Origin of the sequence: Achromobacter sp. PD1, from assembly GCF_048541815.1 — a bacterium.
Lineage (GTDB): Bacteria > Pseudomonadota > Gammaproteobacteria > Burkholderiales > Burkholderiaceae_B > Achromobacter > Achromobacter bronchisepticus_A.
This window is the reverse complement of the sequence record NZ_CP183349.1, coordinates 1,927,795-1,950,475: the sequence shown is the minus strand read 5'-3', so window position 1 is coordinate 1,950,475 and position 22,681 is coordinate 1,927,795. Positions and strand designations below refer to the sequence as shown.

20 protein-coding genes are annotated in these 22,681 nt (G+C 67.0%); 4 read left to right on the top strand and 16 right to left on the bottom strand.

Translation table 11 applies throughout. The features are described from left to right. Entirely contained in the window at positions 1–978 is a 978-nt protein-coding gene (locus ACM1PE_RS09285; protein ID WP_251880617.1) for a Bug family tripartite tricarboxylate transporter substrate binding protein, read from the bottom strand. A gap of 1 nt (position 979) precedes the next feature. Next, positions 980–2,263, bottom strand: a complete 1,284-nt coding sequence (locus ACM1PE_RS09280; protein WP_419343058.1) for an amidase — start codon at positions 2,261–2,263, stop codon at positions 980–982. Between the two features lie 89 nt (positions 2,264–2,352). Here ACM1PE_RS09280 and ACM1PE_RS09275 point away from each other — a divergent pair, with 89 nt between their 5' ends. Further along, complete coding sequence (locus tag ACM1PE_RS09275) at positions 2,353–3,264, top strand: LysR substrate-binding domain-containing protein (RefSeq protein ID WP_059374295.1); 912 nt, start codon at positions 2,353–2,355, stop codon at positions 3,262–3,264. A gap of 54 nt (positions 3,265–3,318) precedes the next feature. Here the strand turns inward: ACM1PE_RS09275 and lpdA are convergent, their stop codons facing one another. From lpdA to ACM1PE_RS09255, 4 genes are read right to left on the bottom strand one after another with little or no spacing between them, the layout of a single operon-like run. Beyond that, a complete protein-coding gene (lpdA, locus tag ACM1PE_RS09270) occupies positions 3,319–4,722 on the bottom strand; it encodes a dihydrolipoyl dehydrogenase (RefSeq protein WP_419343057.1) in 1,404 nt (467 codons plus the stop codon). A 2-nt stretch (positions 4,723–4,724) separates the two neighbouring features. Beyond that, on the bottom strand, positions 4,725–6,053 hold the full coding sequence (locus tag ACM1PE_RS09265) for a dihydrolipoamide acetyltransferase family protein (RefSeq protein WP_059374293.1): 1,329 nt from the start codon (positions 6,051–6,053) through the stop codon (positions 4,725–4,727). A gap of 3 nt (positions 6,054–6,056) precedes the next feature. Further along, positions 6,057–7,100, bottom strand: coding sequence for an alpha-ketoacid dehydrogenase subunit beta (locus ACM1PE_RS09260; RefSeq protein ID WP_059374292.1), 1,044 nt, complete (start codon positions 7,098–7,100; stop codon positions 6,057–6,059). A 2-nt stretch (positions 7,101–7,102) separates the two neighbouring features. Next, positions 7,103–8,335 carry a 3-methyl-2-oxobutanoate dehydrogenase (2-methylpropanoyl-transferring) subunit alpha gene (locus tag ACM1PE_RS09255; protein WP_059374291.1) on the bottom strand — a complete coding sequence of 411 codons (1,233 nt, stop codon included), beginning with the start codon at positions 8,333–8,335 and terminating at the stop codon, positions 7,103–7,105. A 272-nt stretch (positions 8,336–8,607) separates the two neighbouring features. On the opposite strand from ACM1PE_RS09255, the gene ACM1PE_RS09250 reads away from it, so the two are divergent. Then, on the top strand, positions 8,608–8,949 hold the full coding sequence (locus tag ACM1PE_RS09250) for a hypothetical protein (protein WP_419343056.1): 342 nt from the start codon (positions 8,608–8,610) through the stop codon (positions 8,947–8,949). A 196-nt stretch (positions 8,950–9,145) separates the two neighbouring features. Here ACM1PE_RS09250 and ACM1PE_RS09245 read toward each other — a convergent pair whose 3' ends face one another. Beyond that, a complete protein-coding gene (locus tag ACM1PE_RS09245) occupies positions 9,146–9,973 on the bottom strand; it encodes an AraC family transcriptional regulator (RefSeq protein WP_419343055.1) in 828 nt (275 codons plus the stop codon). A 118-nt stretch (positions 9,974–10,091) separates the two neighbouring features. On the opposite strand from ACM1PE_RS09245, the gene ACM1PE_RS09240 reads away from it, so the two are divergent. Beyond that, entirely contained in the window at positions 10,092–11,588 is a 1,497-nt protein-coding gene (locus ACM1PE_RS09240; protein ID WP_419343054.1) for an MFS transporter, read from the top strand. Here ACM1PE_RS09240 and ACM1PE_RS09235 read toward each other — a convergent pair. From ACM1PE_RS09235 to cadR, 6 genes are all read right to left on the bottom strand, one after another. Beyond that, complete coding sequence (locus ACM1PE_RS09235) at positions 11,549–12,154, bottom strand: nitroreductase family protein (protein ID WP_251880623.1); 606 nt, start codon at positions 12,152–12,154, stop codon at positions 11,549–11,551. The two genes, ACM1PE_RS09240 and ACM1PE_RS09235, sit on opposite strands and share 40 nt — an antisense overlap. A gap of 86 nt (positions 12,155–12,240) precedes the next feature. Beyond that, positions 12,241–13,224, bottom strand: a complete 984-nt coding sequence (locus ACM1PE_RS09230) for a Bug family tripartite tricarboxylate transporter substrate binding protein (protein ID WP_118933033.1) — start codon at positions 13,222–13,224, stop codon at positions 12,241–12,243. Between the two features lie 178 nt (positions 13,225–13,402). Then, positions 13,403–14,218, bottom strand: coding sequence for an enoyl-CoA hydratase (locus tag ACM1PE_RS09225; protein ID WP_419343053.1), 816 nt, complete (start codon positions 14,216–14,218; stop codon positions 13,403–13,405). After that, complete coding sequence (locus ACM1PE_RS09220) at positions 14,215–14,958, bottom strand: FadR/GntR family transcriptional regulator (protein WP_251880625.1); 744 nt, start codon at positions 14,956–14,958, stop codon at positions 14,215–14,217. The genes ACM1PE_RS09225 and ACM1PE_RS09220 overlap by 4 nt, the downstream gene beginning before the upstream one ends. 79 nt (positions 14,959–15,037) lie before the next feature. Further along, positions 15,038–16,219: a CaiB/BaiF CoA transferase family protein gene (locus ACM1PE_RS09215; RefSeq protein WP_059374286.1), complete on the bottom strand. Its 1,182-nt coding sequence runs from the start codon at positions 16,217–16,219 to the stop codon at positions 15,038–15,040. Positions 16,220–16,408: 189 nt separating this feature from the next. After that, positions 16,409–16,843 carry a Cd(II)/Pb(II)-responsive transcriptional regulator gene (cadR, locus tag ACM1PE_RS09210; protein WP_054456564.1) on the bottom strand — a complete coding sequence of 145 codons (435 nt, stop codon included), beginning with the start codon at positions 16,841–16,843 and terminating at the stop codon, positions 16,409–16,411. A gap of 133 nt (positions 16,844–16,976) precedes the next feature. Between cadR and ACM1PE_RS09205 the strand changes: the two genes are divergently transcribed. Further along, positions 16,977–19,406, top strand: coding sequence for a heavy metal translocating P-type ATPase (locus tag ACM1PE_RS09205; protein ID WP_419343051.1), 2,430 nt, complete (start codon positions 16,977–16,979; stop codon positions 19,404–19,406). A gap of 12 nt (positions 19,407–19,418) precedes the next feature. Here ACM1PE_RS09205 and rtcA read toward each other — a convergent pair whose 3' ends face one another. The 3 genes from rtcA to ACM1PE_RS09190 are packed head-to-tail and all read right to left on the bottom strand — an operon-like array spanning position 19,419 to position 22,561. Continuing rightward, complete coding sequence (gene rtcA / locus ACM1PE_RS09200; protein ID WP_118933028.1) at positions 19,419–20,462, bottom strand: RNA 3'-terminal phosphate cyclase; 1,044 nt, start codon at positions 20,460–20,462, stop codon at positions 19,419–19,421. 17 nt (positions 20,463–20,479) lie between these two features. Then, positions 20,480–21,298, bottom strand: coding sequence for a nucleotidyltransferase domain-containing protein (locus ACM1PE_RS09195; protein WP_306632902.1), 819 nt, complete (start codon positions 21,296–21,298; stop codon positions 20,480–20,482). A 39-nt stretch (positions 21,299–21,337) separates the two neighbouring features. Then, entirely contained in the window at positions 21,338–22,561 is a 1,224-nt protein-coding gene (locus tag ACM1PE_RS09190) for an RtcB family protein (protein ID WP_059374487.1), read from the bottom strand. Positions 22,562–22,681 lie beyond the last annotated feature (120 nt).

Genomic DNA, 22,681 nt, shown 5'->3' with positions numbered 1-22,681 from the left:
TTAATCCGGACTCGCTCCCGAGGCCTGCACGACCTGCTTCCACTGCATGAACTCGGCCTGCTGGCGCGCCGCCAGCTCGGCCGGCCCGTCATGCATCATGGTGACCCCCAGCTGGTCGAACTTCTGTTGCAGCGCCTGGTCGGCCAGGACTTTGCGGATGGCCTGATGCAAGGTCTCGATAGTCGCGCGGGGCGCCTCCTTTGCGCCATAGAACGCTACCCACAGGTCGCCGCGGAATCCTGGTATGGCTTCGTTGATGGCAGGAACATCGGGCAGCAAGGCGTTGCGCTTTTCGCTGCTGACGCCCAGCGCGCGCAGCTTGCCGGCCTTGATGCCTTCCACCGCCGAGGGCAGGCTGGCGAACAGCATCGGCACCTGATTGCCCATCACATCCGCCATGGCCGGCGACACGCCGCGATAAGGAATGTGCTGCATGCGCAGCCCGCCCATCTGGTCCAGCATGACGCCCAGCAGATGGTTCAAGGTCCCCGCGCCGGCCGAGGCGTACTGGTACTTTTCCGGGTGGGCCTTGATCAAGGCCATGAACTCCTTCATGTCCTTCGCGGGAAAGGCCGGGTTCACGCACAGCACGTTGGGCACTTCGCCCACCGCGGCGATCGGCGCGAAGTCCTTGATCGGATCGAACTTCGCATCTTTGTAGACCCAAGGCACGATCAGCTGATTGCTGTTCGCCGTGAACAGCACGGTGTAGCCATCCTGCGGCTCGCGCAGGAACGCCTGCGTGCCGACGACGCCGCCGGCGCCAGGCTTGTTGATGACAACCACGGGCTGTCCCAGCTCGGCGCCGAGTTTTTCCGCCATGATGCGCGCAACGATATCCACCGTGCCGCCGGCCGCCGTGGGCACGACGACATTGATCGGACGGTCGGGAAAGGCGGCGTGGGCCTGCCCCAATCCTGTCACCGCTGCGGCGGCGCACAGGGCCAGCACGCCCTGCCTCAGTTTCTTGAATCCCATTTCATTCCCCTTGCTGTTTCAGCAGATGATGTAAATCCCGGCCGATGGCGAGCAAGGCCAGGTCCTTGCCCAGATCGCCGACCAATTGCATGCCCATGGGCAGTCCCGCGCGGCTGAATCCGGTCGGCAGGTGCAGGCATGGCCACCCCAGCACCGACCAGATCTTGTTGTATGAAGCGTCGCCGGTGTGCTCCAGCCCAAGGGGCGCCGGCCCCGGCGTGCTGGGCGTAAGCACCAAGTCGGCGCCGCCATAGAGCGCGCCCCAGCCCTGGCGCAGCGCTGCCTGCATCCCAAGCATCTCGTGGTACTCCCCTGCCCCGATGGCCAGGCCACGCGTCACCGCCTGGCGCAAGACGGCGCTCAGGGCATGGCCTTGGCGCTCCACTACCGGCGCCAGACTGCGTGCGAACTCGTAGTGCATGATCACATCGTGCGCCTGGAGCAAAAGCGCCGTCTCGCGTTCGGCTTGCACGGCCACGCACTGCACGCCATGCGCGGCCAGCACCGCAAGGGCGCGATCGATCTCGGCACGGCTCTCGACACACAATCCGGCTTTCGGATTGTTCAATTGCACCGCGACGGTCAGTTGGCGACCGGACGGTACGGGCGCATGCGCGCCGCCCACGAGCACGTCCGCGATGAGCTGGGCGTCCGCCACGCTGTTCGCGTACCAGCCTATGGTGTCCAACGATTCGCAAGTGAGCTTCATGCCGTCCCGGAACACTCGGCCAGCGCTGGGTTTGAACCCGACAACGCCGCAATAGGCCGCCGGACGGATCATGGAGCCCCCCGTCTGCGTGCCCAACGCGGCCGGCACCATGCCGGCCGCCACCGCGGCGGCGGAGCCGCTGGAGGAGCCGCCGGGCGTATGCGCCAGGGCATGGGGATTGCGGGTGGGGCCCGGTGTCCTGAACGCGAACTCGGCGGTCACGGTCTTGCCCACGGGGATCGCGCCGACCGCCCGCAGCATGCCGACGCTGCAGGCGTCGAACGCCGCCTTGCCGGTAATCAAGCCTGGCGCGCCGAAACCTGTGGGCATGTCCGCTACGTCGATCACATCCTTGATGCCGATAGGCACGCCGGCCAGCGCGCCAGCGGCGTGCCGCGCCGGGTCCATCTGCTCCAGCGCCGCGGCGGGCAGCACATGGCTCCAGGCGCGGATTGCCGGGTCTTGCCGCGCAATGGCCGCCAGGCTCTGGCGCGCCGCCGCGAACGCCGCCACCTCGCCTTCCCTCACGCTTTGAGCGATGGCGGCGACTGAGGCAGGAATGGAAGCGAGGGACATGTGCGAATCCGGAATGCCGGCGGTGTGTAGCGATGCGGCATCTTAGGAACTCGACTAATCTATGTCCAATATGTAATTTCGCCCTGATTATGTCGAAATCCGAATTAATCTTCCTGGACGGTCGCTTGCTGGTCCTGTTCTGCACGCTGGCGGAAGAACTGCACTTCGCGCGAGCGGCGGCGCGCCTGTTCATGACCCAACCGCCCCTCACGCAGCAGATCAAGCGGCTGGAAGCGATCGTCGGCGTGCCGCTGTTCGTACGCACCACGCGCTCGGTAAAGCTGACGCCTGCTGGCGAAATCATGTATGAACGAGCGCGCAAGATCGCAGCCGACACCCAGCTGATGCTGCGGCAGGCGCGGCGCACGGCCCGCGGCGAGACCGGGTCGCTGGTGATAGGCATCACGCCCAGCGCGGCAAGCTCGCCGCTGGTGTCGGCGCTCAGCCATTACCGCGATGCACACCCGGAAGTCCGCATCGATCTGCGCGAAATGAATTCCGTCGACATGGAGCCGGCGCTGCGGTCGCGCGCCGTCGATGTGGCGCTGATGCGACCGCATCCGCTGGATGCGGATATCGTGACCCGCGTCATCTACGAAGAGCCCCTGCGCGTGGCGCTGCGCCATGATCATGCGCTGGCGCATCAGCGTGATGTTTCGCTGGAAGAACTGCTGGAATATCCCTTGGTGGGTTACCGCCAGGACGTCTCGCCGTACTTCCGCAGCATGATCCAGGCGCTGTACGCGCGCGCGCAGCTGAAGCCGGAAATTGCGCAGGAAAGCGTCATTCCGACTTTGCTGACGCTGGTGGAAGCCGGCGTCGGCCCTGCACTGGTACCCCAATCATTGTCCCGCATGCGCTCGGATTCATTGCGCTTCCTGCCTTTGCGCGCTGTGGCGGGAGCCACGGCCCAGGTGGTGCTGGCGGCGTTGCGCGACCAAGGCAATCCTGCGGTGGAAGGATTCAGCGCCGCATTGGCGCAAGCCGTAACCCCTCGCTAGGCACTTGTCCGGGCTTGCGTTGGAACGCCGCGCAAGCGCGGCGTTCCATTGCGCCTAGATGTGCAGCGCGTGGCCCAGCGCCTTGAGCGCCGCTTCCTGCACCGCTTCGCCCAGCGTCGGATGCGCGTGAATGGTGCCCGCCACGTCTTCCAGCGTGGCGCCCATTTCCAGCGACTGGCCGAAGGCCGTCGACAGCTCGGACACGCCGCGTCCCACTGCCTGCCAGCCCACGATCAGGTGGTTGTCGCGGCGCGCGACCACGCGCACGAAGCCGTCGGTGGATTCCAGCGTCATCGAGCGGCCGTTGGCGGCGAACGGGAAGGACGCCGTCAGGCAGTCCAGCCCCGCGCTTTCCGCCTCCGCGGGCGACAGGCCCGCCACCACGACCTCGGGGTCGGTGAAGCAGACCGCCGGGATGGAGGCAGGCTGGAAATGGCGGCGCTTGCCCGAAACCAGCTCGGCCACCATCTCGCCCTGCGCCATGGCGCGGTGCGCCAACATGGGTTCGCCAGCGATGTCGCCGATGGCCCAGACGTCGCGCATGGAGGTGCGGCACTGGTCGTCGATGCGCAGCGCGTTGCCCTTGCGGTCCAGCTGCAGGCTTTCCAGCCCCCAATCCTGCGTGCGCGGACGCCGTCCCACCGCGATCAGCACGCGGTCGGCCGGCAGCAGGGTTTCGACGCCCGCCGCGTCCTGCACGCGCACCGCATTGCCGGCGCCGTTCAGGCCCAGCACCTTGCGGCCCAGGTGCAGGTCCACGCCCATTTTGCCTAGCGCCGCCGCCACCGGCTTGGTAAGTTCGGCGTCGTAGGTCGGCAGGATGCGGTCCTGCGCTTCCACCACGGCCACTTCGGCGCCCAGCTTGCGGTACACGGTGCCGAGTTCCAGGCCGATGTAGCCGCCGCCCACCACCACCAATTGCCTGGGGATGCTGGCAGGCGACAAGGCTTCGGTGGACGACACCACCATGCCGCCGAAAGGCATGGACGGCAGCGGCGTCGGTTCGGATCCCGCCGCCAGCAGCAGATGTTCGCACTGGATGCGGATGACGCCGGACTCGCCGCCTTCCACTTCCACGGTCTTGCCGTCCAGCAACCGGGCCCAGCCGCGCACCACTTCCACGCCGTTCTTCTTCAGCAACGCGGCCACGCCGCCGGTCAGCTTGCCGACGATGCCGTCCTTCCAGGCCACGGTCTGGGCCAGGTCGATGGCGGGCGCCGACACGGAAATGCCCAGCGCCGACTTGCCCGCGTAGTGGCGCGCCTTGTCGAATTCCTCGGCCGCGTGGATCAGCGCCTTGGAGGGGATGCAGCCGATGTTCAGGCAGGTGCCGCCCAGCTGGGCGCCTTCGACCAGGATGGTCGGCACGCCCAGCTGGCCGGCGCGGATGGCGGCGACGTAGCCGCCGGGGCCGCCGCCGATCACCAGCAAAGTCGTAGTCTTAGTGATCTGGCTCATGCTTACTCCACGAAAAGCAGCGCGGGTTGTTCCAGCAGCGCGCGCACCGCCTGGATGAAGCGCGCCGCGTCCATGCCGTCCACCACGCGGTGGTCGAAGGACGACGACAGGTTCATCAGCTTGCGCGCCACCACGGCGCCATTGCGGATAGCGGGCCGCTCGACGATGCGGTTCACGCCCACGATGCCGACCTCGGGATGGTTGATCACCGGCGTGGTGACGATGCCGCCCAAAGGCCCCAGGCTGGTAATGGTGATGGTCGACCCCGACAGCTCGTCGCGGCTGGCGCTGCCCGTGCGCACCGCCTCGGCCAGGCGGACGATCTCGGCCGCCATGGACCAGAGGTCGCGCGCCTCGGCGTGGCGCATGACCGGCACCATCAGGCCGCCGTCGCTCTGCGTGGCGATGCCGATGTGGACCCCGCCGTAGCGCGTGACCACGCCGCCCTCGTCGTCGTAGCGCGCGTTGATCTGCGGAAAATCGCGCAGCGCCACCACCATGGCGCGCGCCAGCAGCGGCAATAGCGTGAGCTTGCCTCGCGTCGCGCCCCACTTCTGGTTGAGGCTGGCGCGCAACTCTTCCAGTTCGGTCACGTCGATTTCCTCGACGTAGCTGAAGTGCGGAATGCGGCGTTTGGACTCCGCCATCTTCTGCGCGATCTTGCGGCGCAGGCCGATGACCGGCACGTTTTCCTCGTCGTTGCGCTCGGCGTAGGCCACGCCGCCGCGGGCTTGGGCGCCCCCGCCCTGCCCTTGCAGGTAGGCGTCCAGGTCTTCGTGCAGGATGCGGCCGGCCGGGCCGCTGCCGTGCACGTAGCGCAGTTCGACGCCCAGGTCCCAGGCGCGCTTGCGCACCGCGGGCGACGCCAGCGGCTTGTCGCCGGGCTGGCGCGCGACGGCGGCGGTCGCCTGGCGCGCGGGCTTGGCCGGCGCGGCTGGCGGCGCGGCCGGCTTCGCGAGCGCGGCGGCCTCTGCCTTCGGCGCAGGCGCGGGCTGCGGCGCAGGCGCTGCGGCGGCAGGTTGTGCCGCCGCGGGAGCCGCAGCCGCCTTGGCCGGCGGCGCATCGGCGCCGGGCTTCAGGTTGCCCTCGCCTTCGACTTCCAGGCGGATCAGCTCGCCGCCCACCGCCATGACCTGGCCCACGTCCCCGCCCAGCGCGACCACGCGGCCGACCACCGGCGCGGGAATCTCGACCGTGGCCTTGTCCGTCATGACGTCGGCCAGGGGCTGGTCCTCGGCCACCATGTCGCCGATCTTCACGTGCCAGGCGACCAGTTCCACTTCCGCGATGCCTTCGCCGATGTCGGGCATCTTGATGACATGAATACCCATCTCTCAACCCTCCATCGCGCGCTTGAACGCTTCGCCGACCCGGCGCGGGCCGGGGAAGTACGCCCATTCCTGCGCGTGGGGATACGGCGTATCCCAGCCGGTCACGCGTTCCACGGGCGCCTCCAGATGATGGAAGCAGTGTTCCTGCACCAGCGCGATCAGCTCGGCGCCGAAGCCGCAGGTGCGCGTGGCTTCGTGCACCACCACGCAGCGGCCGGTCTTCTTGACCGAGTTGACGATGGCGTCCAGGTCCAGCGGCCACAGGCTGCGCAGGTCGATGATCTCGGCGTCGATGCCGGTTTCCTCGGCGGCCGTCAGCGACACGTGCACGGTGGTGCCGTAGGTCAGCACGGTCAGCGCGTTGCCGGGCCGCACGATGGCGGCCGAGTCCAGCGGCACGGTGTAGTAGCCGGTGGGCACCACGCTGCCCGGCCGCCCGGTCCAGGGCGTGACGGGCCGGTCATGGTGACCATCGAACGGGCCGTTGTAGAGCCGCTTGGGCTCCAGGAAGATGACCGGGTCGTCGTTCTCGATGGACGCGATCAGCAGGCCCTTGGCATCGTACGGATTGGACGGCATCACCGTGCGCAGCCCGCAGACTTGCGTGAACATGGCCTCGGGGCTCTGGCTGTGCGTCTGGCCGCCGTAGATGCCGCCGCCGCAAGGCATGCGGATGGTCATGGGCGCGACGAATTCGTTGACCGAGCGGTAGCGCAGGCGCGCGGCCTCGGACACGATCTGGTCCGAAGCGGGATAGAAATAGTCGGCGAACTGGATCTCGCAGACGGGGCGCAAGCCGTAGGCGCCCATGCCCACCGCCACGCCGACGATGCCGCCTTCGGAGATGGGCGTGTCGAACACGCGCGAGCTGCCGTACTTGGCCTGCAGGCCTTCGGTGCAGCGGAACACGCCGCCGAAATAGCCGACGTCCTGCCCGAACACCACCACGTTGTTGTCGCGCTCCAGCATCACATCCATGGCCGAGCGCAAAGCCTGGATCATGGTCATCGGCGCGGAGGCCGGACCAGCGTTGTTATCGATAGCCATGATCAGACTCCGAGCTGCTGACGCTGCCGGCGCAGATGCTCCGGCATGTCCTTGTACACGTCTTCAAAGATGCTGGCGGCGCTGGGGACGTGGCCGTCCACCAGGGTGCCGTAGCTTTCCGCTTCCTTCTGCGCCGCCAGGATCTCGGCGTCGAGCTCGGCCTTGACGGCTTCATGCTCTTCATCGGACCAGATGCCCAGCAGGATCAGGTGCTTCTTGAAACGCGCGATCGGATCGCCCAGCGGGAAGTGGCTCCAATCGTCGCCGGGACGGTACTTGGAGGGATCGTCGGACGTCGAGTGCGGCCCGGCGCGGTAGGTCACCCATTCGATCAGGGTCGGCCCCAGATTGCTGCGGGCGCGTTCGGCGGCCCAGCGCGAGGCGGAGTAGACCGCCAGAAAATCGTTGCCGTCCACCCGCAGCGAGGCGATGCCGCAGCCCACGCCGCGGCCCGCGAAGGTCGCGCCTTCGCCGCCGGCGATGGCCTGGAAGGTGGAGATGGCCCACTGGTTGTTGACCACGTTCAGGATGACCGGCGCGCGGTAGACGTGGGCGAAGGTCAGTGCGGTGTGGAAGTCGGCCTCGGCGGTGGCGCCGTCGCCGATCCAGCCGGAAGCGATGCGGGTGTCGCCCTTGATGGCCGAGGCCATGCCCCAGCCCACCGCCTGGATGAATTGCGTGGCCAGGTTGCCGGAGATGCTGAAGAAGCCCCGTTCGCGGTCGGAATACATGACCGGCAGTTGGCGCCCCTTGAGCGGATCGCGTTCGTTGGACATCAGCTGGCACATCATGGTGACCAGCGAGGCGTCGCGCGCCAGCAGGATGCTCTGCTGGCGGTAGGTCGGAAAGCACATGTCGCCCTGCTCCAGCGCCATGGCGTGGGCCGTGCCGATGGCCTCTTCGCCCAGGCTCTGCATGTAGAACGAGATCTTCTTCTTGCGCTGGGCGGTCAGCATGCGCGCATCGAACAGACGCGTCTTCAGCATGTTGCGCATGCCGGCGCGCAGCTGCTCATGGCTGAGTTCCGGCGCCCACGGTCCGACGGCGCTGCCGTCGTCCGCGATCACCCGGACCAGGCTGTAGGCCAGTCCGCCGGTATCGACCGCGGCAACATCAATGGGTGGTTTGGGCACATCGCCGGGCGGCGACAGGTGCAGGTAGGAAAAATCGGTCTTGCAACCCGGGCGCCCTGTAGGCTCCGGGACGTGCAACTTCAACGGCCCATATTGGCTCATGTATTGTCTCCACGCTTGATCGTGTCATGCGCATTCTTCTTACCAAGACACTGCCCAAGGGGGTGACCTCGGACATTGCCATCGTCGGCCGGTGCAAAGGGATGAACATGCACGACCGGCAGCCAGAGTAGCACAGGGCGCAGCCCCGAAACAGGGGCCGCGCCGGGCCTCGTTGCCCGCGCCGGTCGCGGGCCATGCGGCGCTGGCGGGGTCGCGGTGGCGGCGGCCGGCGACGTCATATACTGCCTGTCCCTGATCCGCTGGAAACCGACGTGCCCCGATCGACCGCCTCGAAATGGTTCAGCTGGACCGGCATCGTGTTCGCCGCGCTGTACCTCGCCATCGTCATCCTCTGCGTTGCCGCCGCGCTGTCGGCCGGCGGCGACGACAAGGGGCGTTTCGTGCTGCTGCAATTGCCGCTGGCGCTGCAACTGGCGCTACTGCATGAACTGAACTTGGACCGTTTGCTGGAAGGCCTGTCCTGGGTCGGCGGCTACCTGCTGATCGGACTGCCCACGCTGGCCCTCTTCTACTTCGCGGGCTGGAGCCTGGAGCGGCTCGTGCGCCTGGCCTTCCGGCCGTTCGGGGACCGGCGCCAGGCAAGCCGCCCATGAAGAATTGCCGCCGCCCGGTTTTTCCTTGCGCGCGCAACAGCAAAACAGGCCATGCGGGGCCATGGGTCAGGCTTGGTTCTTGCGATTGCCGGTCTTCCTCGCATTGTCGACCAAGGGCAGTATGAATGCACCGCGATGACTAGCCCTGAAGCCACGCGGCGGTCAGTGGCGTAGTCCGCGAAGGACATTGCCATCTCTAGCTTCCTTTTTTGGTCAAGAAGTAATGCGCGGGCGAATCTCCGAAGGCGCGGCGGAACATGGCAATGAAGTTGCTTGGCGAGGCGTAACCCAATTGATCGGAAACATCCGTTACTGACGCACCGCGCGCCAGCATTTCCAGCGCATGTCCCAATTGCGCCTGCTGGCGCCATTGGGCGAAGCTCAAGCCTGTTTCCGACAGGATCAGCCGCCTCAAGGTTCGGGCCGACATGGCTCCCCACTGCGCCCAGTCCTCCAATGTGCGCGGATTGCCAGGGTTTTCCAGAATCGCCTGCGCCACACGGGCCAGCCGCGGGTCGGAAGGCATGGGGATGTGAAGCGACTCATGCGGCGCTCGGCGGATTTCGTCGAGGATGACCGCGGCGATGCGAACCTGCTCCGGCGCCAGCAGCGCATGCTTATCCCAATTCTCGGCACGCCGCACCAGAGCATGCAAGACCTCCGAAATGCCGATGACGCACGGCTGTTTCGGTAGCCGTCTTCCTCCATGAGGAGTGATCAGCAGGCTCCAGCCCGTCAGCGCGCCACTTACCCGCACCTGATGCGGAATGTTCGGCGGTATCCAGCCTGCACGGTGCGGGGGCAGCAGCCACGAGCCATGCTGTGTCCTGACCTGAATCATCCCCGCTTCGACACAGAAGACCTGGCCTCTCGCATGCTGATGCCAGTCGTACTCCCGCGTCCCGAGCTGGAATTCATTGTCGGGCTTGTCATTGCCTCTTAGCGCGATAAGGAAAGGTCCTTCGAGCCACTCGCTGAGATCAACGGTTGAAGAGGGTCGGGCCGGTTCGGGCGTATTGGCCATTTTTCACTATTTTTAGTCCATTTGCCGTTATATCAGTTTACCTCCCGCCAACCACAATGGCCTATCTGCAGGTTTCACAACGATAGATTGACCATTCTTCATTCGGGATCAGGTACACATGTCTTCCACCTCTACGCCAGTCATGCCCCCACCGCTTTTACGCGATGGAATTTCAACTTGGGTTGCCACCCTGGTCGCCTGCCTGTGCGCCTTCATGGTCGTGATGGATGGCGCCATCGTGAGTGTCGCGCTCCCGGCGATGCGGGACGACCTGGGGCTATCTGCGGTACAGCTTCAATGGGTGGTCGATATCTATCTTTTGCTGCTGGGTGGCTTCATGCTGCTGGCGGCTCGCGCCAGCGACATCTATGGCCGGCGAAACGTGTTGCTATGGGGATTGGCGTTGTTCACCGGCGCCAGCCTGATGGGTGGCTTGGCGCAATCAGGAGCGATCCTGCTGGTTGCTCGCGCAGTGCAAGGATTTGGCGCCGCAGCGCTGGCAACATCGCCGCTGGCTGTGATCGTGGCTGCTCATCCCCCTGGAGCCGGCCAGGATCGCGCGATTGGTTGTTGGGCAGCGTGTGCCGCGATGGGCTCTGCTTTCGGCGTGGTGATCGGCGGCGTACTGACCAGTCTGGTCGATTGGCGCTGGGTCATGTTCGTCAATGTGCCGCTGGGCCTGATTCTGTTCGCAGCGGTCATGCTCAGCCTGAGTCCGCTGCATCCGGATACGCCAAGGGCCAAGCTGGACATACCGGGAGCCATCACGGTGACGCTGTCCTTGGCATCATTTCTGTACGCCATATCGCAATCGGCTCATGCAGGCTGGAGCGACAAGCTCGTATTCAATGCAATGGTTTTTGCACTGATCATGTTCCTGGCGTTCGTGTTCCGGGAATTTCGCGCCAAGCAGCCGCTGGTCCGATTCGGCATCTTCCGATTGCGCAATGTTCCCATCGGGATGGTCATGGTCTCGGGGCTAGGCGCAATTCTCACGGCCTCGGCGTTCTTCCTGTCTTTGGCGCTGCAGCGCATTGATGGACGCAACGCGCTGGAAACAGGCTTGGCACTGTTGCCGATGGCCCTCGCCCTGGCAATCGCGGCAATGGCTTCCCGCTCTTTGCGCGATGCCGGTTTCACCCGCTTGCCATTGATCGGCGGCTTGATCGCTGCGGGCGGGTTGATCTGGCTCTATTGGCTGCCCATGCATCCAGTGCATGCGACCGAACTTCTGCTACCAACCCTGCTGGTCGGCGCAGGTAACGGCCTGGTGATGATGAGCGCGACCCAGGCCGTGCTGGCCGGGGTACCCCGCCAGGATTCTGGATTGGCGGCAGGTCTGCAAAACACCTCACGCCAATTGGGCGGCGCCGTCGGCATTGCCATTCTGGCTTCTGTGGCCCATGGCGTGACGACGGCTCACCTGGCCGGCGGCGAAATACCGCAAGTGGCTGAACTGGCCGGGTATCACGCGGCATTCCTGATCGCGGGGCTGCTCAGCATCGTCTCTGCCCTGGCTTCGCTGCTGCTTCAGCGTACGCCCGTCTCGGGCAGCCAGGGAGAAACACAGCGGACTCAGACCGGACCGGTCCACTCCGTGACGAATTCCCGGTAGTCCGGGCGGTTGGCCGGCGGCACCGCGCAAGCCGGCGTGCCAATGGCCAAGAAGCCCAGGAAACGGTAGTCCAGCGCGTCCAGGCCCAGCGCGTTCTGCACGTCTTCGACGTAGGTGCCGATACCGGTGCTCCAGAACGCGCCGTAGCCCAGCATGTGCACGGCGTTCAGCAGGTTCATGGTGGCGGCGCCGGTGGCCAGCAGCTGTTCCTGCTCCGGAATCTTGGTGTTGTCGTGCGCGATCTTCTGCGCCACCGCGACGAAGAGCGGCACGCCGGCCATCCATTCGCGCACCGACTTTTCCTTTTCCGGCGTCATGCGCGGATCGCCGCTGCGCTTGACGGCGTCCAGCGCCAGATCGGCCAGCTTGCCGATGGCCTCGCCCTGGATCACCACGAAACGCCACGGGCGCAAGGCGCCATGGTCGGGCGCCGACATGGCCGCCTGCAGGATCTGTTCGAGTTCCTCGGGCTTGGGCGCCGGGGCGCGGAGGAACTTGAAGGAACGGCGCGTATTCAGGGCGTGCAACGGGGTGGCGGTCGGGGTGGCGTTCTGGCTAGTGGTCATCGGATCAGGCGTCAATGAGAAAGAAACACAATTCATATTACGCCACTCCGCCGCCGCAGGCCGTCATCCCCCCGGACCGCCAGAGGTCATTCGATCTGGATGCCGACCTCTTTGATGACGCCCGCCCAGCGCGCCAGCTCCGCGTTGACGAACTGGCCCAGCTCGGCCGGGCTGCTGGCGCCGGGCGTGGCGCCCTCGCCTTTGAAACGGGTCTGCAGGGCCGGCACCGCCAGCGAGCGCGCCACCGCCTGGTTCAGCACCGCCACCACCGCGTCGGGCGTGCCCTTGGGGGCCATCAACGCATTCCAGGTGTTGATCTCGTAGCCCTTGAACATCGGGTCCTCGGCCACCGTCGGCACGTCGGGCAGTTCTGCCGAACGGTCACGCGTGGTCACGGCCAGGGCGCGCAAGGCGCCCGCGCGAACCTGCGGCAAGGCCGCCGGCAAGGTGGCGAAGCTGAACTGGGTCTCGCCGCTCATGACCGAGGAATTGGCCAGCGACCCGCCCCGGTACGGCACGTGCTGGATCTGCACCTTGGCCTCCGAGGCGAACATGGCGCCAGCCACGTGCACCGGCGAGCCATTGCCGCTGGAGGAATAGTTCAGGTCGCCCGGCTTCTCGCGCGCCAGCTTGACCAGATCGGCCACCGAGGCGACCGGCAGCTTGGGATTGGCGACCAGCACCAGCGGGATGGACGCGATCATGCTGACCGGCGTGAAGCCGCCCACCGGGTCGTAGCCCAGCGACTTCTTGTACACGACCGGATTGATGCCATGGCTGGACACGGTGGCCATGAACAAGGTGTAGCCATCGGGCGCGGCCTGCTGCACGGAGGCCGCGGCGATGTTGCCGGCGGCGCCGGCCTTGTTTTCGATGATGACGGGCTGCTTGAGCTCCTTGCTCAACTGCTCGCCCAGCGCCCGCGCCAGGATGTCCGTGGTGCCGCCGGCGGCGTAGCCCACCACGATGCGCACCGGCTGGCTAGGGTACGCCCCCTGCGCGTGCAGCGGCGCCGCGCACAGCCACGCCGCCAAACCCGCCAGGCCTGCCCTCAGATGAACCGCTTTCATGTCTGTCTCCTCGTCGCCGCGCTTCTGCTGCGCGGTCTATGGCCTGGCCGTCCCCGGTGGGATCGGTGGCCGGGTTGATCCGGTCCGCGGCGGATTCAGGACGCAAGCCTCCCCCGGGCCGCGCCGGCGACGGCGCGGACCTGCAAGCCGCGTAGGGAATCCGGCCCGCGGCCGGAGATCAGGTGCCGGTGAACACCGGCGCTCTCTTTTCCGCGAACGCCTTGCGGCCTTCGCGGTAGTCATTGCTTTCGAAACACTCCAGCACCAGGCGGCGCATGCCTTCCACGTCGACCTCCGGCCCCAGCTGCTGGAGCTGCCGGATCATCTTCTTGCCGGCGCGCAGCGTCAGCGGCGCGTTGGCCTGGATCTGCGCCAGCATGGTCTCCAGCACCTGCGGCAGTTCGTCCGCCGGGGCCACCCTGCGGATCAGGCCCAGTTCCTTGGCCTGATGGGCGTCGTAGCGCGCCGCCGTAAGGAAGATCTCCAACGCGTTGGCCGGACCGACCGCCGTCACCAGGTTGCGGATCGCGGTCAGGCGGTAGCCCAGGCCCAGCTTGCCGGCGGGAATGGCGAAGCTGCTGTTGGCCGAGGCGATGCGGATGTCGCAGCACAGGGCGATGTTCAGGCCGCCGCCGATGCAATAGCCCTGGATGTACGCAATCGTGGGCTTGTCGTAGTCGTACAGCGCCAGCTGCGCGGTTTCGGCCACGCGTTCGTATTCCACCACGGCGTCTTCGCCGCTGCGCAGCTTGTCGAACTGCGAGATGTTGGCGCCGCTGACGAAGGCCTTGCCGCCCGCGCCCTGCAGCACCACCGCCCGGATCTCCGGGTCCTGGCGGAAGGCTTCCAGCACCACCGGCACCGCCTCCCACATGGCGAACGACACGGCGTTGTGCCGCTGCGGATCGTTGAAGGTCAGCCAGCCCACCGCGCCGCGCTTTTCGGCCACGATGCTGTCGGTGATATCGCCCTGCAGGATGCGTTGTATGGTCACGGTTGCTTTCCTTGTATGACTGTCTGGTGCCGTTGAATGCCATTGGTCAGGTGGGCGCGCATGGCAAGGCGCGCGGCCTCGCTGTCGCCAGCCACGATGGCATCGAAGATGCGGTGATGTTCGCGTTCGATTTCCGGCACGCGCTCGGTGCCCGCGCTGGTGTAGCGCAGCGTGCGCACGGCGCCGCGGAACACGTGGCGCAGGTGCGCCAACAGGCGCACGAAGTAAGGGTTGTTGGTAGCCTCGCCCACGGCCATGTGGAAGTCCAGCGCGTGGTCGGCGCCGGCCTGCCAGTCGTTGCCAGCCGCGTCTACCCGTTGCAGGGCCTGGCGCAGGGTTTCGATCTGTTCGGGGGTGCGGTGCAAGGCCGCCTGCGCGGCCGCGCCGGATTCCAGCTCCACGCGCAGTTGGAAGATGTGCGCCAGCGGCTCGGGCTGCAGCAGGTCTTCGGGCGCGATCTCGAAATTGCGCGTGCCCACGTCCTGCGCCACGAAGGAGCCCACGCCGCGCCGCGTATCCACATATCCCGACAGCTTCAGCCGCGCGATCGCCTCGCGCACCACATTGCGGCTGACGGCGAACATCTGCGCCAGCTCGAACTCCGTGGGCAGGCGCTGGCCGGGCTCGAATTCGCGCGCCACGATCTTCTGGCGGATCTGCGAAGCGATCTCGTCCGGCAGGTTGTCGGGGCGTCCCAGGCTGGAAAAGACCTGGTCGGCGGCGGTGGATGGTGCGTTCATGGGGGCTGTCTCCGTCTGGGCCGCCGGATACGCGGGCGGCCTTGGCGGCGATTTTATGCTCGGTGCCTGGACGGATCCCTTAAATGACGCCTTCGCGGGCCAGCTGCTGCAAGTCGGCGGGCGCCAAGCCCAGCATGCCGCCGTAGACGTCGCCATTGTGCTGGCCGCGCTCGGGCGCGGGCGCCATTTCCCCAGCGCTCGAGCGGCTCAGGATCATCGGCTGCCCCACCACCGAGATCGGCCCCAGCGCGGGATGGCGAATCTCGCGGCTGAGTCCCAGGTGGCGCACCTGCGGATCCTCGAAGGTCTGGTCCATGCCCAGGATCGGACCGCAAGGCACGCCTTCCTTGTTCATCAACGCGATCCATTCGGCGGTGCGTCGGGTCGCGGTGCGCGCGCCGATGGCCGCGTTCAGCGCCGGACGGTTGCGCGCCCGCAGCGGCACGGTCAGGAAGCGCTCGTCCTCGATCAGTTCCGGCAGTTCCAGCACGCGGCACAGGCGCGCATAGATATCGTTGCCCATGGCCGCGATGTTCATATAGCCGTCACTGGTGGGAAACACGCCGGTCGGGCTGCTGGTGGGATGGTCGTTGCCGCTCTGGCCCGGCACCTCGCCGTTCATCAGCCAGCGCATCGCCTGGAAATCCATCATCCAGACCTGCGATTGCAGCAACGAGGTCTGCACCCACTGCCCCTGCCCCGACACCTCGCGCTCCAGCAGCGCGATGAAGATGCCGATGGCGCAGAACAGGCCGGAAGTCAGGTCCGCCACCGGGATCCCGGCCCGCATGGGGCCACGGCCGGGCTCGCCCGTCACCGACATCAGCCCGCCTATGCCCTGTGCGATCTGGTCCAGCCCTGGCCGTCCGGCGTAGGGGCCGTCCTGCCCGAAGCCGGACACGCTGGCGTAGACGATGCGCGGGTTCACCTGGCGCAACGTCTCGTAGTCGATGCCCAACTTGAACTTGACGTTGGGCCGGTAGTTTTCCACCACCACGTCGGCCTGGCGCACCAGGTCCAGGAACAGCGCCCGGCCCTGCGGGTGCTTCAGATTCAGCGTGACGCTGCGCTTGTTGCGGTGGGTGTTCTGGTAGTCGGCGAACTGGGCGGAACCGCCCGGCTTGTCGTCCTGCTCGTCACCCGGCTCTTCGATCTTGATGACGGTGGCGCCCCAGTCCGCGAACTGGCGCACGGCGGCGGGTCCCGAGCGCACTCGCGTCAGGTCCAGGACGGTGAATCGGCCCAAGGGCTTGGAATCCATGCTTGTCTGCCTCTCTGTTCGGCGTCGCTGGGGGGGTGAACCGCGCCGCCTTGTCATTATTTGTTGGATGTTGGACATCTTACATGTTGATTTTGGGCGCAACAAGACGCCGCCGCGCTTTTTGCGCGGCGGGTTTTCCCTAGGCCATCAGGCCTGTATTCCGTGATGCCGCCCTTTGCAGGGCCGGTGTCAGCCCAGGTGGGTGTGGCGTTCCTGGCGCTCTTCGACCTGCATTTCGCTCAGGCCATGCAGGATGCCGCAGTCTTCCGTGTCGGGCCGGGCCGACAGGCAGCGCTGGCGCAGTTCGGTGAGCTGGGTCTTGAGCTGGGTCAGCTCGGCGATGCGCTCGTCCACGTGGGAGATGTGCTCGTCGAACAGTTCATTGATGGGGCCGCAACCGCTTTGATGGTTGTCCGCCAGCGACAGAATGGCGCGGATCTCGTCCTGCGTCATGTCCAGCGCCCGGCAATTGCGAATCAGCCGCAGCCGCTCCAGATGGGGCTGGCCGTAGCTGCGGTAATTGTTCAGCCCCCGTTCCGGGGCCGGCAACAGCCCTTCTTTCTCGTAATACCTGACGGTCTCGACCGTGGTCCCGGCCGCCGTGGCCAATTCGCCGATACGCATCGCTGCCTCCCGGATCGCATCCGATTGATATAGGGGGTTGACCCTATAGTAACTCCAAGGTGTGGAATAGCGTCACCAGCTTATTTCAAGGCAGAGGACGATGTCTTTACCTCCGGTCAAAAAACACGAACATATGCCCGCCGGGCAAGGCGGCGCCTGCTGCGCGCATGACGCATGCGACGCTCCCGCCAAGAACGCCCAGGCGCATGCCGGACACGATCATGCGGGGCATGATCACGCGGATCACAGCCACGCGGGCCACGATCACAGCCACGCGGGCCACGATCACAGCCACGACCACGCCGGCCACGATCACGCCCACGGTCGCAAGCACGACCACAGCCACAAGCACGACCACGGCGGCGACGCCTGCTGCGGCCACGGCGACGGCCAGCCCTTCAGCGTCTCGGGCGCCGGCGCGGCCGCGCTTACCGCCGGCCCCGGCCAGTCGCTGGCGCGCCTGCGCATCGGACAGATGGACTGCCCCACCGAGGAAACGCTGATCCGCAAGAAGCTCGACAACATGGCCGACGTGCACGCGTTGGACTTCAACCTGATGCAGCGCGTCCTGACGGTGGTGCATGCCGAAGGCGCGCTGGACCGCGTCATGGCCGCCATCAAGTCGCTGGACATGACGCCCGAGCCCCTGGCCGACAACGCCCCCGGCACACCCGCCCCCGCGGCCAAGCCGGTGAACTGGTGGCTGATCGGCGGCTCCGGCGTCCTGGCGGCGCTGTCGGAACTGTCGCATTTCGCCGGCTGGCCGCTGGGCGTCACCGCGGCCCTGGCCGTGGCCGCCATCCTGGCCTGCGGCGTCAGCACCTACCGCAAGGGCTGGATCGCCGTGCGCAACGGCAACCTCAACATCAATGCCCTGATGAGCATCGCCGTCACCGGCGCCGTGCTGATCGGCCAATGGCCCGAAGCGGCCATGGTGATGTTCCTGTTCAACGTGGCCGAACTGATCGAAGCCCGCTCCCTGGACCGGGCGCGCAACGCCATCCGCGGCCTGCTCGACCTGGCGCCGGAAACCGCCACCGTGCGCCAGGCCAATGGCGACTGGCTGGAAGTGCCCGCCGCCAAATTGCAGGTGGGCGACATCGTGCGGGTGCGCCCGGGCGAACGCATCGCGGCCGATGGCATCATCGTCAGCGGCAGCTCGGCGGTGGACCAGTCCCCCATCACCGGTGAAAGCCTGCCGGTGGAAAAGACACAGAACGACCCGGTCTACGCGGCTACCGTGAACGCCGCCGGCTCCTTCGAATACCGCGTCACCGCAGCGGCGGGCAACACCACGCTGGCGCGCATCATCCACGCCGTCGAACAGGCGCAAGGCGCGCGCGCGCCGACCCAGCGCTTCATCGACCGCTTCTCGCGCATCTATACGCCGACCGTGGTGGGCATCGCGGTGCTGGTGGCGGTGCTGCCCCCGCTGTTCTGGAGCCAGCCCTGGTTCGACGCGATCTACCGCGCCCTGGCGCTGTTGATCATCGCCTGCCCCTGCGCGCTGGTCATTTCCACCCCGGTCAGCATCGTCAGCGGCCTGACCGCGGCCTCGCGCCGCGGCATCCTGGTCAAGGGCGGCGTGTATCTCGAAGAAGGCCGCAACCTGAAATGGCTGGCGCTGGACAAGACCGGCACGCTGACCCACGGCAAGCCGGTGCAGACCGACATCCAGGATTGGGACGTGTCCGACCAAAGCCGCCAACCGGCCGCGCTGGTCGCCGCCAGCCTGGCCGCCCGCTCCGACCACCCGGTGTCGCTGGCCGTGGCCAATGCCGCGCGCGACGCCGGCACGGCCTTGCTGGACGTGCGGGACTTCACCGCCCTGCCCGGTCGCGGCGTCAGCGCCACGCTGGACGGCGTGACCTTCCAGCTGGGCAACCGCCGCCTGATGCGCGAACTGGGCGTCTCCAGCCCCAAGCTGGAAGCGCGCCTGGATGAACTGGAACGCCAGGGCAAGAGCGCCATCGCGCTGACCGACGGCAGCCGCGTGCTGGCCGTGGCCGCCGTGGCCGACACGGTCAAGCCGACCAGCGCCGCCGCCATCGCGGACCTGCACGCCCTGGGCGTGCGCACCCTGATGCTGACGGGCGACAACACGCCCACGGCGCAAGCCATCGCGCAACAGGTCGGCATCGACGAAGCCCGCGGCGACCAGTTGCCCGAAGACAAGCTGACCGCCATCGAAAGCAAGCTGGCGTCGGGCGGCCGCGTCGGCATGGTGGGCGACGGCATCAACGACGCCCCCGCCCTGGCCCGCGCCGACATCGGCTTCGCCATGGGCGCGGCCGGCACCGGCACCGCCATCGAAACGGCCGACGTCGCCCTGATGGACGACGACCTGCGCAAGATCGGCACCTTCCTGCGCCTGTCCCACGCCACGCATCGCGTGCTGGTGCAGAACATCGCGCTGGCGCTGGGCATCAAGGCCGTGTTCCTGACCTTGGCCATGACCGGCAACGCCACGCTGTGGATGGCGGTGTTCGCCGACGTGGGCGCCAGCCTGCTGGTGGTGGCGAACGGCTTGCGGCTGTTGCGGGCGGCGCCTGCCGCCCACTAGGACCAGCCCGCCCTAGGCGGGCTCGACCGATACGCGCCAGCCCGCGCCTTGCGGGACGGCGGCGAACTTCACCGGCAAAAACTGCTGGATGACCGCGAAGTTACTGTGCGCATGCGCGGTCAGTTCCGTGCAGGTGTAGCGCGCGGGCCGGCCACGGCGCCAGACGGCCAGGGCCAGCGGCAAGGCCCACTGATCCGCCAGGTACGGCCCCAGCGCCGCGTCACTGTCCAGATAGCCGCGCAGGTCCTGCGCCAGCTCCTGGGCCACCTGCTCAGCGCCCACGCCCTTGGCGCCGAAACGGGTGTAGACCTCGCAAACGTGCTCATGCTCCAGCGTCGCCAGCAGCGCGTTGCCCGGCCCCTCGTGCTGGCGCGCGGGCGCGACGCGCAACTGCTCCGCGGTCCAGCCCAACGCCTCGCCCAGATGCTCCAGTTCACGCCGCGCGACCGCGCGCGGCAGGGCTGGCGCATAACACTCGGCGTAGCGCGCGGCGGGCGCGCCGCGCTCGGTCAGGTCGAACGGCTCCAGCGCGTCGGCGGCAGGCCAGATCGAGACGTCGATCTCACCGCCGCCTGCGGGGTAGAAGCCCAATCGGCGCAGGTTCAGTTCCGCCCGCGCGCCGAGCCGCCCCAGCAGGGGCGCATAGCTGCGCGCCAGGAAATGGAATGGCGGCGCGGCCGGGTTATGCGTGCCGCCGCCCAGCGACAGGCGGCTGGGCGCGTCCGCCATCATCAGGGCCGGCCACAGCGTCTGCAGCAGCAGTCCGCAACTGCCCGCCGTGCCCAGATGGAAACGGTAGTCACCCGCCCGCGGTTTGCCTGGCGCGAAGCTCAGCGACTGCGAGTTCAATTCCGCGCCCTGCGTGCGTGCGCCGCTGATCTCGGCCGCGGCGTTGACGCAGCCCAGATGCTGCCGCATCAGCCCGGGCTTGGCCCGCCCTGCCCGGATGCGGGTCATGGCGAAAGGCTGGCCCGTGCACATGGACAGCGCCAGCGACGTCCGCAGGAGTTGGCCGCCGCCCTCTCCGGCGGCCCCGTCGATTTCTATCACTTTCATACACATCCAATTCTGTTTCACTCGGGTCCGGCATCGAAATGCAGGACGGCATCGTGCAGGTACCGGTCCAGCCGCGACAGGTCCGGCCTGTCGCCCGCAACCGGAACGTGCGCCTGCGCCGCTTCCAACTCGCGCAGGATGAAGTCATGCAGACCCGGCCAGCGCGGGCTGGTCGCGGCCTCTCCCGCGCGCATCTTCACCGCCAGCAAGGCGTTGAGTTCATCGAGCAGCGCCTGGTCGGTCAGCGTCGCGCTCGCCAGCTCGGCGAAGCGCATGGGCGGCGCGCCGCGCCCATCCCTGATCCAGCGCGCCGCCAGCAGCGGCCGCAGCACGTACAGGTACTTCTTGTAGCGCACGACCTCGCCCAGCAGATGCTCGCGCAGATTCTTGCGGGCCATGGACACGTAATGGTGATAGCCGCGGACCAGCGAGAACTCCTCTTCGGCCAGCGCCCGCAGGCGCGGCGCCCAGGGCTCGACGGCGCGATAGACGATGGGCGAACGCAGCCATTCCAGCAGCGTCGGATTGGAATCGCGCAGCAGTCCCAGGGTCTTGCGCAGGTCCCAGCCGTTGATGTCCAGGTCGCCGCTGATGGGTTGTTCGATGACGTCGCGCCCCGGCAGCACGGTCAGGTACCAGGACAGCCGGTGCACGTAGACGAAACGCACGTCGTAGTCGCTATCGGGCGAGGCGAAACCCCAGCCCCGGCTGCCCGACTCGCAGGCGTACAGCACCGTCACCTGGTGCTGGCGCTCGATGTCGGCGAGTTTCTCGGCGATGAGCGCGCGCATGTCGTCCGACACCGGATGCGCGCTCATGACGCTTTCCTGCTTCATGTTCTTCTCCTTGGGGAATGGGGCCAGCGCCCCGCTCCGTCAGCCTTTCACGCACACCACCTGCTTCAGGGTGTGCACCACTTCCACCAGGTCGCGCTGCGCCGCCATGACGGCGTCGATGTCCTTGTAGGCCATCGGAATTTCGTCGATGACATTGGCGTCCTTGCGGCATTCCACGCCTTCTGTTGCGCGGACCTGGTCTTGCACCGTGTACATCTTCTTTGCCTTGGTGCGGCTCATGACGCGGCCCGCGCCGTGGCTGCAGCTCTCGAAGCTCTCCGGGTTGCCCAGGCCGCGCACAATGTAGCTGCGCGCCCCCATGCTGCCCGGGATGATGCCCAGTTCGCCGCGCTTGGCGCTGACCGCGCCCTTGCGGGTCACGAACACATCCTCGCCGAAGTGGCGTTCGCGCTGCACGTAGTTGTGGTGGCAGTTCACCGCCTCCACGTGCGACTCGAAGGGCTTGGCGATGACCTTGCGCACCGTCGCGATCAGGTTGGCCATCATTACCTCGCGGTTGCGCAGCGCGAACTGCTGCGCCCACGACACCGCGCGCACATAGTGGCCGAAATACTGCGCGCCTTCCTCGAAGTAGGCCAGGTTCTCGTCCGGCAGATTGCTCTGGTGGCGCTGCGCGTCCTTCTTGGCCAGCTCGATGAAATGCGTGCCGATGGCGTTGCCCACGCCGCGCGAACCCGAGTGCAGCATGAACCACACGAAGCCCGCCTCATCCAGGCAAACCTCGATGAAGTGATTGCCCGTGCCCAGCGTGCCCAGGTGCTTGCGGTTGTTGGTGTTGCGCAGGCGCGGATGCAGCTCGCACAAGGCATCGAACTCGTCTGCCAGCGTGGCCCAGACCTGGTCCACCGACACGGGCGGGTTCTCCCAGCTGCCCGTGTCGCGGCGTCCGCGCGGCGCCGAGCCGTGCGGCACGGCCTGCTCGATGGCCGCACGCAGCGGGCCCAGGTTGTCGGGCAGGTCCTCGGCGCGCAGCGTGGTCTTGGCGGCCATCATGCCGCAGCCGATGTCCACGCCCACCGCCGCCGGGATGATGGCCTTGACCGTCGGGATCACCGATCCCACGGTCGCGCCGATGCCCAAGTGCACGTCCGGCATGGCCGCGATGTGCTTGAACACGATGGGCAGACGGGCGGCGTTCGCCAGCTGGCGCTTGGCGTCGTCTTCGACGGGCACGCCCTTGGTCCACATTTTCACCGGCACGCCGCCAGCGATTTCCTCGACGTTGTAGTTCTGATTCGACATGTTGATCTTCTTCTTTTCTATTGAACAATACTGTTGCATAAGGCGAGCAACGGACGACTAGTTCGTGGGCGAGACGGACAATTTGGAATGTAGTCCCGCCCGCATTCGTCCAACTCGCCC

What these genes read in the sequence shown, in the direction of transcription:
- ACM1PE_RS09285 (WP_251880617.1), bottom strand. Translation starts at nt 978, where the DNA reads ATGGGATTCAAGAAACTGAGGCAGGGCGTGCTGGCCCTGTGCGCCGCC.
- ACM1PE_RS09280 (WP_419343058.1), bottom strand. Translation starts at nt 2,263, where the DNA reads ATGTCCCTCGCTTCCATTCCTGCCTCAGTCGCCGCCATCGCTCAAAGC.
- ACM1PE_RS09275 (WP_059374295.1), top strand. Translation starts at nt 2,353, where the DNA reads ATGTCGAAATCCGAATTAATCTTCCTGGACGGTCGCTTGCTGGTCCTG.
- lpdA (WP_419343057.1), bottom strand. Translation starts at nt 4,722, where the DNA reads ATGAGCCAGATCACTAAGACTACGACTTTGCTGGTGATCGGCGGCGGC.
- ACM1PE_RS09265 (WP_059374293.1), bottom strand. Translation starts at nt 6,053, where the DNA reads ATGGGTATTCATGTCATCAAGATGCCCGACATCGGCGAAGGCATCGCG.
- ACM1PE_RS09260 (WP_059374292.1), bottom strand. Translation starts at nt 7,100, where the DNA reads ATGGCTATCGATAACAACGCTGGTCCGGCCTCCGCGCCGATGACCATG.
- ACM1PE_RS09255 (WP_059374291.1), bottom strand. Translation starts at nt 8,335, where the DNA reads ATGAGCCAATATGGGCCGTTGAAGTTGCACGTCCCGGAGCCTACAGGG.
- ACM1PE_RS09245 (WP_419343055.1), bottom strand. Translation starts at nt 9,973, where the DNA reads ATGGCCAATACGCCCGAACCGGCCCGACCCTCTTCAACCGTTGATCTC.
- ACM1PE_RS09240 (WP_419343054.1), top strand. Translation starts at nt 10,092, where the DNA reads ATGTCTTCCACCTCTACGCCAGTCATGCCCCCACCGCTTTTACGCGAT.
- ACM1PE_RS09235 (WP_251880623.1), bottom strand. Translation starts at nt 12,154, where the DNA reads ATGACCACTAGCCAGAACGCCACCCCGACCGCCACCCCGTTGCACGCC.
- ACM1PE_RS09230 (WP_118933033.1), bottom strand. Translation starts at nt 13,224, where the DNA reads ATGAAAGCGGTTCATCTGAGGGCAGGCCTGGCGGGTTTGGCGGCGTGG.
- ACM1PE_RS09220 (WP_251880625.1), bottom strand. Translation starts at nt 14,958, where the DNA reads ATGAACGCACCATCCACCGCCGCCGACCAGGTCTTTTCCAGCCTGGGA.
- ACM1PE_RS09215 (WP_059374286.1), bottom strand. Translation starts at nt 16,219, where the DNA reads ATGGATTCCAAGCCCTTGGGCCGATTCACCGTCCTGGACCTGACGCGA.
- cadR (WP_054456564.1), bottom strand. Translation starts at nt 16,843, where the DNA reads ATGCGTATCGGCGAATTGGCCACGGCGGCCGGGACCACGGTCGAGACC.
- ACM1PE_RS09205 (WP_419343051.1), top strand. Translation starts at nt 16,977, where the DNA reads ATGCCCGCCGGGCAAGGCGGCGCCTGCTGCGCGCATGACGCATGCGAC.
- rtcA (WP_118933028.1), bottom strand. Translation starts at nt 20,462, where the DNA reads ATGAAAGTGATAGAAATCGACGGGGCCGCCGGAGAGGGCGGCGGCCAA.
- ACM1PE_RS09195 (WP_306632902.1), bottom strand. Translation starts at nt 21,298, where the DNA reads ATGAAGCAGGAAAGCGTCATGAGCGCGCATCCGGTGTCGGACGACATG.
- ACM1PE_RS09190 (WP_059374487.1), bottom strand. Translation starts at nt 22,561, where the DNA reads ATGTCGAATCAGAACTACAACGTCGAGGAAATCGCTGGCGGCGTGCCG.